The sequence below is a fragment of the Ensifer sp. D2-11 genome, assembly GCF_054161295.1.
Genome location: NZ_CP096434.1, coordinates 191,129 through 205,995, shown reverse-complemented (window position 1 = coordinate 205,995; position 14,867 = coordinate 191,129). Strand labels below are relative to the sequence as shown.

Genomic DNA, 14,867 nt, shown 5'->3' with positions numbered 1-14,867 from the left:
GAAGATACGGCCTGCCTGAGGCTTTCCTTGGGCGGGCCGTTTGGTTTAGCGTGCAACGCAAGGGGCCACCCCCGCCGCCGACCCCGATAGGCCGCGCCACCGCTCACCCCGCCGGAAACACCGCCACCACCTTTAACCCCCGACCGCCGTCACCCTCCTCCAGCCGCATGGTCCCGCCGTAAAGCGCGGCGATTTCCTCGACGATCGGTAGGCCGAGTCCGGTACCGGGGGCTTCCTCGCCGCCGCGCCGGAAACGCTTGAGCGCCGCCTCGCGCTGCTCCGGCGGAATGCCCGGGCCGTTATCCTCCACTTCCAGCAGGACCGAGTGGTCCCGGCTCTCGACGCGCACGGTCACCTCCGCCCCGCGGCCGGCATAAAGCAACGCATTGCCGATCAGGTTCTTCAGGAGTTCGCCGACAAGCAGAGGCTCGGCGCGGATCCAGTGCTCGCCCTCGCCGGCAAAGCCCAGATCGATGCCGGCTTCGCCCGCCGCCGGCACGTGTTCCGCCGTGACGGCGCGGGCAAGCCCGACGAGCTCGACCCGCTCCAATCCCCGCGGCTCGTCTCGGCCCGCGGCATCGATCTTCGCCATCAGCAGCAGTTGCGCGAGAATGCGCTCGGCATTGGCGACGGCTTCGTCCGCCTTCATCGCCGCCGCCCGGGTTTCCTCGATCGTCGTCGCCCGCTGCGCAAGTGCAAGCTGCGTGCGGATGATCGCGAGCGGAGTCCTGAGCTGATGGCTGGCATTGCCGGTGAAGTGCCGCAGCGCATCGAGGGCCGATTGCAGGCGGACCATGAAGGAGTTCACGGTATCGACGAGCCCCTGGACTTCGTTCGGCACCTGCTCGCGGATCGGATGCAGATCGTCCGGACTGCGCTCGGCGATCGCGTCGCCAAGCCGATAGAGCGGCCTCAAGGAAAAGGTGACGGCGACCCAGACGATCATCGCCGCCCCGGCGATCATCAGCCCAAGGCGCAGGGCCGAGCGGATGATGATGGTCTGCGCAAGCTGGCGCCGGGCGATCGTCGTCTCGGCGACGGTGACGACGAAGGGAACGGAATTGACCCCGGTCGAGGCGGAGCGTCTTAGTGCTGCGACGCGGATAGGCTCGCCGCGAAAGACGGCGTCTGCGAAGCTCGTCGATTGACCGGTGCTTTCGGAAAGCGAAGGCAGGGCCTGATAACCGGTGATGAACTCGCCGGGCGGGCCGTCCACCCGGTAAAAGACCCGGTCCTGCGCCGCCGATGTCAGCATCTCGAGCGCGACATAGGGGATATCGACCTGCAACGAGCCGTCTTCGGCGACGACCACGCGCTCGGCGATCGCCAGCGCCGATCCGGCAAGCACCCGGTCCGAGACGGCATTTGCCGTCTTGACGGCTTCCCGGTAGGTATCCGCCAGTGCGACGACGCCGATCACCGCTGTCGAGATCAGGAGCCAGCCGAGCAGCCTGCGCCGCAGCGAATAGATGACCTTTCTCATTCCGGGGGCGGCCTTCATTCGGGGGCGGCTTTCATTCGGGATCGGCCGTCTTGTCGAGATAATAGCCGATGCCGCGGGCGGTACGGACGGTCAGCCCGAAGGGCGCCAGCCGCTTGCGCAGCCGGCTCACATATTGCTCGATCGCATTGGGGCTCAGATCGTCGTCCAGGCCCGTCAGCGATTGCACGATCGCGTCCTTGGCGACGACCTTTCCGGCGCGCATGAACAAAAGCTCGAGAAGACCGAGCTCGCGCGCCGGAATTTCGATCGGCATGCCTGCCGAGGAGAAGCTCCGCGAGGTGAGATCGAGCGAGACATTGCCATAGCTGACGACGGAGGCCCGCAACCCCGCCTGCCGGCGCAACAGGACCCGCACGCGCGCCTCGAACTCGCCGATATCGAATGGCTTGATCAGGTAATCGTCGGCGCCGAGGTCGAGTCCCTTGACCCTCTCCTCGGGCGTGCCGCGCGCCGTCAGGATGAGAACCGCCGCGCGGTTCTGCCGTGCCCGCATGGCACGCAGCACGTCCAGTCCATCCATCTCCGGCAGGTTCAAATCGAGGATCACCAGATCGAAGCTTTCGGCCGCCGCAACCGCATGCGCGGACGCGCCGTCGCTCACGACGTCGACGGCATAGCCGCTGCCCCGCAGAAGCGTCGAAAGACCCTCCGCCAGGGCCCGATTGTCCTCAACAAGCAAGATACGCAATATCGCCTCTCCCCGGGATCACTCTATCGGTCGCGAGCTTGCTTGTGAACGGCAGCGCTCTCAGGCATTGTGAATTCATGCGGTTCTTGATTTCTCTCGGTTTTTTGATCCTGTCGGCCGCGCTCGCCGAGGCCGCGCCGACGTTCTTCCCGGCGCTCTCCGGTGACGGCGCCGCACCGGTCCTGACCGTCTATTCCTCGCTCGACGAACCCTTGGCGAGACCGATGATCGACGGCTTCCAGAAGGCCAATCCGGACGTCGCGGTCCGCTACGAGGACATGCTGACCGGCGAGATCTACGACAGGATCGTCAAAGAGACCGATGCCGGCGAGAAGACCGCCGATTTCGCCTTTTCCTCCGCCATGGACCTGCAGGTCAAGCTCAGCAATGACGGTTATGCGCAACGCAGCGACCTGCCCATGAGCGGGCGCTGGCCGGCCTGGGCAAACTGGCGCAACACGGCTTACGCGCTGACCTTCGAGCCGGCCGTCTTCGTCTACCACAAGCCGAGCTTCAGGGACGAGCGGCCGCCGTCGACGCGCGCCGAATTCGTCGATTACCTCAAGCGGAAAGGAAACGCCGTCTTCGGCCGCATCGGCACCTATGACATCGAACGCTCCGGCGTAGGCTTCCTCTTCATGTCGCGCGACCAGGAGCAGTTCGGCGACATCTGGACGGTGATCCGCACCATGGGGGCGGCCGGAGTGAAGCTCTATTCGACCAGTCAGGCGATCCTGGAGAGAATTTCGGACGGGCGCTTCGTCCTCGGTTACAACATTCTCGGTTCCTATGCGGCCGACTGGGCATCGCGGCATCCGGATGTCGGCATCGTGCTACCGAAGGACTATACGGTCGTCATGTCGCGCATCGGGCTGGTGCCGCAGGCGGCAGCCGCCCCCGAACTCGGCCGCCGCTATCTCGAATTCTTCATGTCGAAGGAGGGCCAGACGATCATGGCGCGCGAGTTACAGATCCCGGCGGTCAGTCCCGAAGTCGCCGGCGAGAACACCGCGAACACCATGAGGGAAATGCTCGGAGGTCAGTTGAAACCCGTACCGGTCAGTCCCGGACTGATGGTCTATCTCGACCAGGTCAAGCGGGCGCGGCTGATTTCCCGCTGGAACGAGATGCTGCGCCTGCAGTGAACATTAGGCAGGCAAACAAGTCATTTACGCGAAGCGGACTTGATGTCAGGTTAATGTCAGCTTTCTATGTTGCTTAAGGTCGCCGGCGAACCGTGGAGGCGGACCGCCGGCAGCGTATCGGGAGGATTCACCAGTCCGGTCTAAGGTCGCCGTCGATGTCGACCAGCCGCTTCTCCCCTTCGCGAACGATAATCAACGTGCGCGTGACGAAGCGCGCCTCACGGAGGACCGACCTTGAAACACTTCTTTCTCGCATCCATTCTCGCCGGCGCAATTGCTCTGCCGGCCTATGCCGCCGACTACACGATCATCGCGCCGGCCAATCCCGGCGGCGGCTGGGACCAGACCGCCCGCTCGCTGCAGACCGTCATGCAGCAGGAGGGCATATCCGGCAACGTGCAGGTCCAGAACGTTCCGGGCGCCGGCGGAACGATCGGCCTTGCCCAGTTCGCCAGCCAGCAGAAGGGCAACCCGAACGCGCTCCTCGTCGGCGGTTACGTGATGGTCGGCGCCATCCTCACCAACAACTCGCCGGTCACCCTCAAGGACGTGACGCCGATCGCGCGGCTCACGGGCGAATACGAGGCGATCGTCGTTCCCGCCGCCTCCGAGATCCAGACGATGAAAGACCTCGTCGAGGCGCTGAAGAAGGATCCGGGCGCGGTTTCCTGGGCAGGCGGCTCGGCCGGCGGCACCGACCACATCGCGGTCGGCCTGATCGCCAAGGCCGCCGGTGTCGATCCGACCAAGATCAACTACATCGCCTATTCCGGCGGCGGCGAGGCGCTTGCCGCGATCCTCGGCAACCAGGTAACCGCCGGCATTTCCGGTTACGGTGAATTCGAGTCCCAGGTGAAGGCCGGAACGCTCCGCCTGCTCGCCGTCTCCAGCGCCGAGCGCCTCGAGGGTATCGACGCGCCGACGCTGAAGGAATCCGGCGTCGACGTCGTCGTCGAAAACTGGCGCATGGTCGCCGCTGCCCCGGGTCTCACGGAAGAACAGAAGGCCGCAGTCTCCGCCGACATCGAGAAGCTTGCCAAATCCGCAGGCTGGCAGGAAGTGCTGAAGACCAAAGGCTGGCAGGACACCTATCTCGCCGGCGCCGCCTTCGACGAGCAGCTCGCCAAGGACATTTCCGCCACGGAAACCGTCCTGAAGGACATCGGGCTGGTCAAATGAACAAGGGGAACAACCCTTCCGCCGAAACGCGCCGCCCCGACCAGGCGGCGCTGGTCATCGCCGCCGTTCTGGCAGCAATCGCCGGTGTGATCTTCTGGGACGTGTCGCGCCTGAGCGGCCTTGCCGGCTACTCGCAAGTCGGGCCGATGACCGTGCCCTATGCGATCGCCTGCTGTCTCATCGCGCTCGCGGTCTGGACGGCGGTCGAAGCCTGGCGGGGCGACTTTCCCGAACGCGAGCACCAGCAGGCGGGTCCGATTGTCTGGATCGTCGCCGGGCTTGCGGCGCAGATGCTGCTCTTGAACACGCTCGGCTTCTCGATCGCGACCGGCATTCTCTTCGCCCTCACGGCCCGCGGCTTCGGCAAGCGCAAATTGTGGCTGACCGTGCCGATCGGCGTCGTGTTCAGTTTCATCGTCTGGGCTGTCTTCGCCAAGCTCCTGCAATTGTCGCTGCCCGCAGGGCCGCTTGAACGCCTGTTCTTCTAGAGCGGGATGAGGAAAAGTGCGTGCGGTCTTCCGCCCGCATCCCGCTCTTAACTTATCAGATCGATCACGTTCATGATTCTAGGTCGATCCTAGCGCCGTGATCTAAAGAGGCCGACGACCATGGGTACTTTCGATTTCCTGTTGCAGGGGCTGCTGGTCGCTGCCCAGCCGATGAACCTTCTCTACGCACTCATCGGCGTAACGCTCGGCACCGCCGTCGGCGTGCTGCCCGGCATCGGCCCCGCATTGACCGTCGCACTGCTCCTGCCGGTCACCTATCAGCTCGATCCGGCCGGGTCGCTCATCATGTTCGCCGGCATCTACTATGGCGGCATGTATGGGGGTTCGACCACGTCGATCCTGCTCAACACGCCCGGCGAAAGCGCCTCGATCGTCACCGCGCTCGAGGGCAACAAGATGGCGCGCGCCGGCCGCGGCGGTCCGGCGCTTGCCACGGCAGCCATCGGCTCCTTCGTCGCCGGCCTCATCGCCACGCTCGGATTGGCCTTCATCGCGCCCTATATCGTCAAGCTAGCGCTCGTCTTCGGACCGCGCGAATATTTCGCGCTGATGGTGCTCGCCTTCGTCACCGTCTCCTCCGCCTTCGGCGACTCGACGCTGCGGGGGCTCACCTCGCTCTTCATCGGCCTGACCCTTGCCTGCATCGGCATCGACCAGCTGACCGGCCAGGCGCGCCTTTCCTTCGGCGTACCCGACCTCCTCGACGGCATCGAGGTGACGACTCTCGCCGTCGCCATGTTCGCGATCGGCGAGACGCTGTTCATCGCCGCGCAAGGCGACCGCGGCCCGGACAAGGTGGAAGCGGTCAGGGGTTCGGTCTGGATGAGCGCCACGGATTGGGCACGATCCTGGAAGCCGTGGCTGCGCGGCACCTTCATCGGCTTTCCCATCGGCGCCATGCCTGCCGGTGGCGCCGAGATCGGCACCTTCCTCTCCTATGCGGCGGAGAAGCGCCTGACCAAACATCCGGAGGAATTCGGCAACGGCGCCATCGAAGGCGTGGCCGGCCCGGAGGCCGCCAACAACGCATCCGCGGCGGGCACGCTGGTGCCACTCCTGACTCTCGGCCTGCCGACCACGGCAACGGCCGCGATCATGCTCGCCGGCTTCCAGCAATACGGGCTGCAGCCGGGGCCGCTGCTCTTCGCCACCAATCCGCAGCTGGTCTGGGGTCTGATTGCCAGCCTCCTCATCGCCAATTTCATGCTGCTCGTCCTCAACCTGCCGCTGATCGGCCTCTGGGTGAAGCTATTGACGATTCCGAAGCCGTGGCTCTATGCGGGCATCCTGCTCTTCGCGACGCTCGGCACCATCGGCGCCAATCCGTCGGTCTTCGAACTCGGCATGCTGCTGGCCTTCGGCCTTCTCGGCTACGTCATGCGCGTCTTCGGCTATCCGATCGCCCCGGTGGTCGTGGGCCTCATCCTCGGGCCGCTCGCCGAGCAGCAGCTCCGCAGGGCGCTCTCGATCAGCCAGGGCGACATCACCGTGCTCTTCACGTCGCCGATCGCGGCCGTGCTCCTGGTGATCGCCGCGCTCGCGCTGGTCGTGCCGCTGATCCTCAGGGCCCGCGGCCGCGGCGAAGTGCTCGCCCAACTTGCCGCCAGCGAAGACTGAGCGGCTTCTCACGATTTGGCAGGTCCGGTCGGTTACCGCCGTGCGGGCCTGCTTTCGCTGCATGGCTGGGCTGAGGTTTTGTGCATTGCAAAAAGACCTTGCCGGGCCCATCTTTTGCTCATCGAATAGAAAACGAAAGCGAGCAAGAGATGACCAGCAAGAACCGCATGGGCTTCATCGGCCGCGCCTTCGCCGTGCTCGGCGCCGCAACCGCTGCTGCCGCCGCCGTTGAAGGCCATCGCCGCCCCAAGGCACAGGATCTCCGCACCCTCGGCATCGATCCCGCAGCCTTCCCGGACAACCGCCGGGGCTGACCTGCCGCGCGTCCAAGCCCCAACCTGGAACAGGATCGCGTCGCCATAAGGCGACGCCCCCTCCGCCCGGGGAACTGCGCTCCCATCAGGCGAACGGCTTCAGCCTCAACCGGCTGCGATGATCCTCCGGCCCATTGCGCCCGGACGGGCACACTCCGCGGAAATACGACTTCTGCCACTTCTCCCGTACCGCATCGGAGTTCGGATCGTTCAGCCCCTCATTGAAGCTGTTCCGGCTGTCCGACCACGCCTTATACTCGCCTTCGAGCTCCGGATTTTCCGACAGTTTGCGCATTTCCGGCGTGACGGCCTCGAGCCCGCCGCGCGAAACGGGAAAGATGTGACAGATCGGCTCGCCCGGTTCGAAGCGAACCCGATGCCCCGCCCGGGTGAACTGCCAGTTCATGGTGAATGTGTAGGGCGACCAATCCGCCTCGATGATACCCGTCAGCGCAGCGATGCCGTCCTTCGGCCTGTTCAACGGTCCCGTCACGAACAGGTCGGTTCCGCTGTCCGTCTTGAACAGGCACGGAATGTGAAAGGTCAGCGTACCGCTTCCGAAGTGGCTGACGGCGGGCGCATGCGTGCCCGGATCCGGTTCGATGCGAACGGCATTCTCCCGTTCGCCCCCATCCCATGCCGCGGAAAAACCGGCCGCGTTCAGAATTTCCCACCCATGCGCATTCGCGATGTTCAAGGGCAGGCAGCGATAGGCGAAGCGCTGGTTCGTCCCGTTCATCCAATCGCGCTCCAGGGGAGCGGGGCGGATGGTCATCTCATGTCCGTCGATCACATAGGCGGTCAGTCTCGTCATCCGGAATATCTACCATTTGATGCGCAGGCCAACATTGCCCCCGTAGCTTCGGTTGTCGCCATCGTCGAGCCCGGTTGCGAACTGCAGACCGCCATAGATGCTGACCGTCTCGCTCATTTGAGCCGACATACCCACATTCAATTCGAGCGACGTCTGCTCCAGCTCGGTCACGACCGGAACCCGGTTGAATGAGACCTTATAGTCCGCATCGAAGTCATGCCACAAGTTGACGCTGGCAAAGGGCTGGACCGGAACATCATTCATCGTGGTGTTCGCTTCGAGCCTCATGCCGAGGCGGCCCGTCCAGGCTCCGAAAGACTCATAATCGATGCCCGTGAAGCGGTCCCGCGCGTCATCCAGATCGACGTGCTGCCAGATGAGTTGGCCCTGCGGTTCGAGCACCCATCCATTGTCGAACCTGAACGGGTAACCCGCCTCGATGGAAAAGGCGACAGAGTTCCCGGATGTGTCGGCCCCGATGCCCCGGTCGGAACTCGAGCCCCCATCGAGCCATGAGTACATTCCTATACTGTCCACATACCAGCCGTCCGCGCCGATATGCGTCCAATAGGCGCCGATCGAATTCGCATGGAGGTCGATCGAGCCCACCTCGAACTGCAGTCTCCCGAGCGTATTGCCTCCGTTCGAGCCCGAAGTGCCGGTATAGGCAAAGAACAGGCCGACGCGGTCCTGGCTTCCGTCGTCGTGCAGGGCTCCGATCAGGTCCTGACCGGCTTGAAGTCCCCATAGCTCTCCCGAGAAGGACGGACTGACCTCGAATTCGAACCTGCTGATCTTGGACGACCAGGTTTGGTCGAAGGACTCGCCGAACAGCCGTCCCCAAGCACCGGGGAGATTCCCGCTGCTGTTCAGCAGGAACTCGTCACCCTGCCGCGCGTGAAAGGTACCTATGGCGGCGACGCCCATCTTCTGCGCAAGCGCCGGCGTGATGATGTAGCCGGGAATTTCCGGCCGGACCGACGGCGTAATCGGCGGCGGCCCCGGCGGTGGCGGCGGCGGCGGCGGTGGCGGCGGCGGTGGCGGCGGCGGCGGTGGCGGTGGCGGCGGCGGCGGCCCCGGCGGTGGCGGCGGCGGTGGCGGCGGCGGCGGTGGCGGTGGCGGTGGCGGCGGCGGCGGCGGCGGCGGCGGTGGCGGCGGTGGCGGTGGAGAAACGCCGCCCGTGCGCAGGAACCAGTCGTCGTCGTTCTCCGGGTCTTCGGTCACACCACCGCGATAGAGCTGGTACTCGAAAATGCCGGCCGCGACGGGGGCGCCCAGTGTGAAGGCAGTGCCCTCGGTGGTGGCACCGGCAGTGGCATCCACGACCCTGATGCCGTCAGCGAGCGTCAGCGCTCCCTCCCCGCCGACATTGGTGATCAAAATAAAGGTTTCGCCCGAAGCGCTCGCGCCCGTGCCGCTGATGACCAGCTTGTCCGAGGGCGCATCGTCGCTTTCGAGCACCGTGTGCAAGTGGAGCCCGCCCTGCTGGCCGACATAGTTGCCGTAGACCGTGAACGTGTCGTGCAGGAGGTCGCCGACATTCACCGTGTCGTTCGTCATATCGATGAGGCCGGCATTGTAGACCGTCACCAATTGCGACGAATCGAAGGCTTTGACGCCATAGCCGAAGGAATTGCCGGCTCGGACCGCGCTCGTCTCGTCGATCGACAGCGCCCCGGTTCCGGTCGCCGAATCGCCGAGCGTCAGATTGCCGGTGCTGTAGATGAAGGTCATCTCCGACCCGTTGCGAAGCTCGATTTCCTCCCAGTTGATAATGTTTTCCGGATGATCTCCCGAACCGCTTCCATCGTCGTTGGTCGTACGCTCCCATACGAGCGTATCGGTCCCCAGACCGCCGTCGACCCTCTTGCCGGCACTCAGGTTCTGCTGCGTCAGATTTCCGAAGACCGCCCGGTCGTCACCATCACCCATCTGGACGGTCGCGGCAATGTTCCCGACCAGCCAGGTGAACTGGTCGTTACCCGCGCCCATGTCGACCGACGTCTGGACGGTCCCTTCGATCAGGCCCAGCACATCGTTTCCATTGCCAAAGACGATAGACCCGGCGAAGAAGCCTCGGTTGATCACCGTGTCGTGGGAATCTCCCGTGCTCGTGACGCCGTTCTGAACCGCGCCTTCGGCATAGTTGACGATGAAGTTCTCGCCCGAACCGCCGAGGAAGATAGTCCCGTCGATCAAACCGCGGTTGTTCAGCGTGAACCGGTCGTTGTCCGTCGCGCGCAGGCTGTTGGTCAGCGTGCCGTCGTTGTTCAGCGTGCTCGTGCCCGGGCCGGTGATCGAAACGTCGCTCGTGAAGCTCGCCGTCGGATCGGCGTTGATCGTAACGGACTGCCCAGTGAAGGTCGGGCCGGGGCCCGTTCCCGAGCAGTCGTAGATGCCCGGACTGGTTTCGACGCACGCAGCGCGGGCTTCGGATGCCAGGGCGCAAAGAAGCGCCGCAGAAGCGACGGAGCCGAGCAGGAGCTTGTCGAATTCGCGTCTGGACCGGAACAGGTCGGCTCGACCTTGGCGGCGGGAGTGCCGTTGCCACGCGCCTCCTCCGATAGCGGCCTGGTCGCCCGACACCGCGAAACCCGCAACGCCGCTGCGAATTTTAGCCAACCATTCGCCGGAGCGAGTAAAGTCAGGAGCCATCATCCATTCACCCGTTGCTGCTGGTAAATTTGCAGTGGCGGTCACCAGCGACAAAGCCGGCCAGGCCTATCCGCTGGCGCTGCGCGATTCGATGGTAAGTTGCTTCGCTAGCGCGCAATCTAACGAAAACGCGAGTCCGTCGACATTGGACTTTGGGGCACATTCGAGCGCATGTGCCGGCTCGCAGGAAGAGCGATAAATTGCGATGGTCCACGGATCGGACCGCATCATTTGCTGCGCGTTCCCCGCATCGCCGCCGGAATGGGAATTCGCAAATAGAAATGGCGCCGGCAAATTGGCCGGCGCCAGGAAGATTTTACGGTCCCGCGCGCTTTAAGGTCACGCGGACGTCCGGCAAAAAATCAAGCGACCTTGGCAACCGCCGTCGGCACGCTCGAGATCGTCTTCAGGATGACCGAAGCGATCTGGTAGGGGTCGCCCTGGGAGTTCGGGCGGCGATCTTCGAGATAGCCGCGGTAGCCGTTGTTGACGAAGCTGTGCGGAACGCGAATGGAGGCGCCGCGGTCGGCCACGCCGTAGCTGAACTTGTCCCACGGCGCCGTCTCGTGCTTGCCGGTCAGGCGCAAGTGGTTGTCCGGGCCGTAAACGTTGATGTGGTCGTGCAGGTTCTTCTCGAAGGCTGCCATCAGCGCTTCGAAATAGTCCTTGCCGCCGACTTCGCGCAGATAGGCCGTCGAGAAGTTGGCGTGCATGCCCGAGCCGTTCCAGTCCGTGTCGCCGAGCGGCTTGCAGTGGAACTCGACGTCGATGCCGTATTTCTCCGTCAGGCGCAGCAGAAGGTAGCGCGCCAGCCAGACTTCATCGGCAGCCTTCTTGGAGCCCTTGCCGAAGACCTGGAATTCCCATTGGCCTTTGGCCACCTCGGCATTGATGCCTTCGTGGTTGATGCCCGCGGCCAGGCAGATGTCGAGATGCTCTTCGACGATCTGGCGCGCGATGTCGCCGACATTCTTGTAGCCCACGCCGGTGTAGTACGGGCCCTGCGGCGCCGGATAGCCCTGCTCCGGGAAGCCCAGCGGGCGGCCGTTCTTGTAAAAGAAATATTCCTGCTCGAAGCCGAACCAGGCGCTTTCATCGTCGAGAACCGTTGCACGGGTATTCGACGAATGCGGCGTCTTGCCATCCGGCATCATGACCTCGCACATGACCAATGCGCCATTCGTGCGGACCGGATCGGGATAGACGGCAACCGGCTTCAGGACGCAATCGGAGCTGCGCCCTTCGGCCTGCTGCGTCGAGCTGCCGTCGAAGCCCCAGAGCGGAAGCTGCTCGAGCGTCGGAAACGCGTCGAATTCCTTGATCTGCGTCTTCCCGCGGAGATTTGGGACGGGCGTGTAGCCATCGAGCCAGATGTACTCGAGCTTATACTTGGTCATTAGCGAATCTCTCTAACGTGGTGCTGCATGGTTTGAGCAAATCCTGACAGGTTCAGCGCTACACACGCTCAACCGCCAGGGATCGAATACCTTGAAGCATCAAGCGTGCCAGTTGGGCGGCTGGAGAGACTCTTTTTTCGGCTTAGGGCACAGCGGCGACGCGAATCGGCGGGGACGCGCCCCGCGGACGCAGCCGGAAAGAATCGTCGGCATTGCTGCGCAAAGCCCGGCATTTCTCCGCGGTTCGGGGCCGGCCTGGGTAGAAAAACATGCAGCAATTCAAACCGATACCGCGATCTCCTCGCTTCCGGAAAGGCGCCTGGAGCCGCCTCTCCTGCGCATCCTTTTCGGCGTCCGCCGCCCGAAAATTTCTGCCCAAAAATTATTGGGCAGGCGCCGCTGCCTAAAAAATCGCACTCGCGACCATTGCATCGCTGAATGCGTACGAGAATGCTCGCAATTCCGGCACGGAATTGAACGAAATTTTGGCAATTCGCGTAAATGATGTGCAAATCCCGCCCGGTTGCACTATGTTTCTCCCCAGAACTCACGGGAGACCAGAGCATGGCCACAAGTCTTTACGGCAAGTCTGCGACGATCCTGAAGTTTCCGGCCGCTGTCTCGCGGAAGGCCGAGGAACGGCGTTCCGAAGCCCAGCGCAAACTGGATCTCGCACCGTCGGACGTGTGCGCCGCCGTCGATGGCTGCTGGTACCACGAAGAAGCCCTGAGCGACGAAACGAAGCACTGAGCGGGGCGGCTATTCCCGCTCACCGTCGCCCGCCGACCTCGTCGATGTGGTGCAACATGTCGGCCGGGTCGTCGAAAATGCGGTAGGCACCGGCTTGCCGCAGTTCCTCATGCCCGTAGCCTCCGCTCAGCAAGCCGATGGCCAAGGCACGGCAGCGCACCGCCGCCAGCATGTCCCAGATACTGTCGCCGACCACCACTGCCGTCTCGATCGGGGCGCCGAGCTGTTCGGCGGCGGCGAGAAAAAGATCCGGATCTGGCTTGGCATATTTGACGAGGTCTCGCGTCACGACCGGCACAACCGCCGGATCGACGCCGAGAGCGGCGAGATTGACGGCGGCGGTCTCCATCCGCCCGCTCGTGGCGATCGCATAGGAGATCTTCGCATCGGTGAGCCACGTTAGAAGCTCGCGCGCGCCAGGCAACGGTCTTATGCTGTCCGCCTGCCGCCTGTAGGCCTCGGCGTGGCGCTGACGCAATCGCGCAACCCTGTCACCGCTGATTTCCATATTCGTTTCGCGCAGAAGCTGGTCGGTGAAGAGGCCGCCGCTCATGCCGATCTTGCGATGGATGCGCCAGACCGAAAGGTCGATCCCTTCTGCGTCGAGGGCTTCCTTCCAGGCAAGCACGTGCTGGTAGACGCTGTCGACGAGTGTGCCGTCCAGATCGAACAGGAAGACGGGTTCGATGCGCATGCTATTTCTCCCGGTTACCGCAACGGCATAGGCGCCCTCTACCTTTCCTTTGTGAACCTTGATCGCGTTGCCTGCAAGTTCAACTATCCCATCGCATGGCGGATGGTTCTCGAAATCCGGGTGAGGAAAGCCGGCCGCGAGGAAGCGACGAGCTTCCATGAAAGGACCGCCTGCGCCATGCGCCGCGGTAGCAGTCCGACGGAGACGAACCAGGCTGCCAGCATGGCACGACGGCGCAGCGAGACGTTCATCTGCATGCTGGCGACGGCACCGTGAGCGGCGAGGCCGAGCCTCGAATCCGCAGCCACCGGATGGCGCCCGCCGTCCACGCAGAGCGATGCAAGACGCTCCTCCAGATGCACCGGATCGCGCAGGTTCGCTTTGGGCGAAACCGATAGACCGACATCGGCCGCCTGTTCGTTGAGGGCATGCAGCCGGTGAAAATCGTGCTCCATCCTCCAGCGCGCCCTCTGCCCGAGTTTTTCGGCGAAGACCGAATGATTGCTGCCGTGCATCCGGTAGGCGCCGAGGCAGGCTTCGAGCGACGTCACCTTTCCGTAGAGCGGGGCGAGCGTGACAAGGTAGCCGTCGGCACCCTGCCGGAACTCGGCTTCCGGAACCGGCATGATGACATCGAGAGCCGAGCGTGCAAAGGCCAGTCCGCTGGTGACCGTCGTCTGGTATCGTGCGCGGCGCGCCAGCTGCGGCGTTACGTCACCGGAGTCGAACGGGACCTCCAGAGGCGGGAAGATGTCCTTGACGCGCAGGTCCTCGTCCACGAGGTGCAGCCGGAACTGCATCTGGGCCGTGTCGTCGCTCCATTGGGCAAGCAATTCGGAAACGGCGGCCGGGTAAAGATAGTCGTCGGCGTCGAGGAAGAGAACGATCGCTCCACGACTTGCCGCAAAGCCGGTGTTGAAAGCGGCTGCGTGACCGCCATTTTCCTCCCGCAGGCAGGCCTTGATCCGCCCGCCGTAGGACGCGATCACCTCCGCCGACCCGTCGGTCGACGCATCGTCTACGACGATGACTTCGACCTTCGCGTAGTCCTGGTCGAGGGCACTGTCGATCGCGCGGCTCAGGAACCGCGCATAATTGTAATTCGCTATGATGATGGAGACAGGAAGATGGTCTCGGATGGAACGCATCGCAGTGAACCTCGCTTTTCGGCTTTGGTCGCGGCGAACCTTCTCATGCAGGTCCTTGAGGGTGATGCCCGTCCCGAAAGCACAGCCTCTCGGGCTGCGGTGAAGACAACGGCGCAGTTGCGCCGGGGCGGGCGGCGAAGATCGTGCTCGATCCTGCGTGAGCCTCCCCAGTTTTGTGGCATTTGAGTGACCGCCGCAGCGGCGGCACGCCGTTCTGCAGCCTTACCGTGCCGATGATCGAGCCTATGCCCGGATAGGCAGCAAAGTGACCTCGGTTGACGCGCCTCCGGCGGCTGATATACCAGTTCTGCAGCCAAAATGACGCAGGGAGGAAGCCGCGTGGATGCCAGACACCCCAAATACGTGACGGTGATTGCCACGCGATTCACGGCGCGAGGCGCAACATCGCAGCCCGCGAACGCGATGCCGGTCGCAGGCAAAGGACAAGCAGGC

General features: G+C 63.9%; 13 protein-coding genes. 6 read left to right on the top strand and 7 right to left on the bottom strand.

What is annotated here, in order from left to right:
* Positions 1–103: 103 nt before the first annotated feature.
* Together M1D34_RS18140 and M1D34_RS18135 are read right to left on the bottom strand one after the other, a co-directional pair.
* A complete protein-coding gene (locus tag M1D34_RS18140) occupies positions 104–1,501 on the bottom strand; it encodes a sensor histidine kinase (protein ID WP_498783406.1) in 1,398 nt (465 codons plus the stop codon).
* Between the two features lie 13 nt (positions 1,502–1,514).
* Positions 1,515–2,192, bottom strand: a complete 678-nt coding sequence (locus M1D34_RS18135; protein WP_498783404.1) for a response regulator — start codon at positions 2,190–2,192, stop codon at positions 1,515–1,517.
* Between the two features lie 77 nt (positions 2,193–2,269).
* On the opposite strand from M1D34_RS18135, the gene M1D34_RS18130 reads away from it, so the two are divergent.
* From M1D34_RS18130 to M1D34_RS18110, 5 genes are all read left to right on the top strand, one after another.
* Positions 2,270–3,337: an ABC transporter substrate-binding protein gene (locus M1D34_RS18130; protein WP_498783402.1), complete on the top strand. Its 1,068-nt coding sequence runs from the start codon at positions 2,270–2,272 to the stop codon at positions 3,335–3,337.
* A gap of 234 nt (positions 3,338–3,571) precedes the next feature.
* Entirely contained in the window at positions 3,572–4,516 is a 945-nt protein-coding gene (locus tag M1D34_RS18125; protein ID WP_003530569.1) for a Bug family tripartite tricarboxylate transporter substrate binding protein, read from the top strand.
* Positions 4,513–5,004 carry a tripartite tricarboxylate transporter TctB family protein gene (locus M1D34_RS18120; protein WP_498783399.1) on the top strand — a complete coding sequence of 164 codons (492 nt, stop codon included), beginning with the start codon at positions 4,513–4,515 and terminating at the stop codon, positions 5,002–5,004. The genes M1D34_RS18125 and M1D34_RS18120 overlap by 4 nt, the downstream gene beginning before the upstream one ends.
* 120 nt (positions 5,005–5,124) lie before the next feature.
* Entirely contained in the window at positions 5,125–6,642 is a 1,518-nt protein-coding gene (locus M1D34_RS18115; protein WP_003530573.1) for a tripartite tricarboxylate transporter permease, read from the top strand.
* Between the two features lie 149 nt (positions 6,643–6,791).
* On the top strand, positions 6,792–6,956 hold the full coding sequence (locus M1D34_RS18110; protein WP_003530575.1) for a hypothetical protein: 165 nt from the start codon (positions 6,792–6,794) through the stop codon (positions 6,954–6,956).
* A gap of 85 nt (positions 6,957–7,041) precedes the next feature.
* Here the strand turns inward: M1D34_RS18110 and M1D34_RS18105 are convergent, their stop codons facing one another.
* The 3 genes from M1D34_RS18105 to M1D34_RS18095 form a co-directional block, all read right to left on the bottom strand.
* Positions 7,042–7,770, bottom strand: coding sequence for a DUF6065 family protein (locus M1D34_RS18105; protein ID WP_498783396.1), 729 nt, complete (start codon positions 7,768–7,770; stop codon positions 7,042–7,044).
* Positions 7,771–7,779: 9 nt separating this feature from the next.
* Positions 7,780–10,392, bottom strand: coding sequence for an autotransporter family protein (locus M1D34_RS18100; protein ID WP_498783394.1), 2,613 nt, complete (start codon positions 10,390–10,392; stop codon positions 7,780–7,782).
* A 395-nt stretch (positions 10,393–10,787) separates the two neighbouring features.
* Entirely contained in the window at positions 10,788–11,822 is a 1,035-nt protein-coding gene (locus M1D34_RS18095; RefSeq protein WP_498783392.1) for a glutamine synthetase beta-grasp domain-containing protein, read from the bottom strand.
* Positions 11,823–12,386: 564 nt separating this feature from the next.
* Between M1D34_RS18095 and M1D34_RS18090 the strand changes: the two genes are divergently transcribed.
* Complete coding sequence (locus M1D34_RS18090) at positions 12,387–12,572, top strand: DUF2735 domain-containing protein (protein ID WP_010976240.1); 186 nt, start codon at positions 12,387–12,389, stop codon at positions 12,570–12,572.
* Positions 12,573–12,591: 19 nt separating this feature from the next.
* Here M1D34_RS18090 and M1D34_RS18085 read toward each other — a convergent pair whose 3' ends face one another.
* Positions 12,592–13,266: an HAD family hydrolase gene (locus M1D34_RS18085; protein ID WP_338281928.1), complete on the bottom strand. Its 675-nt coding sequence runs from the start codon at positions 13,264–13,266 to the stop codon at positions 12,592–12,594.
* 83 nt (positions 13,267–13,349) lie between these two features.
* Entirely contained in the window at positions 13,350–14,414 is a 1,065-nt protein-coding gene (locus M1D34_RS18080) for a glycosyltransferase family 2 protein (protein WP_498783389.1), read from the bottom strand.
* Positions 14,415–14,867 lie beyond the last annotated feature (453 nt).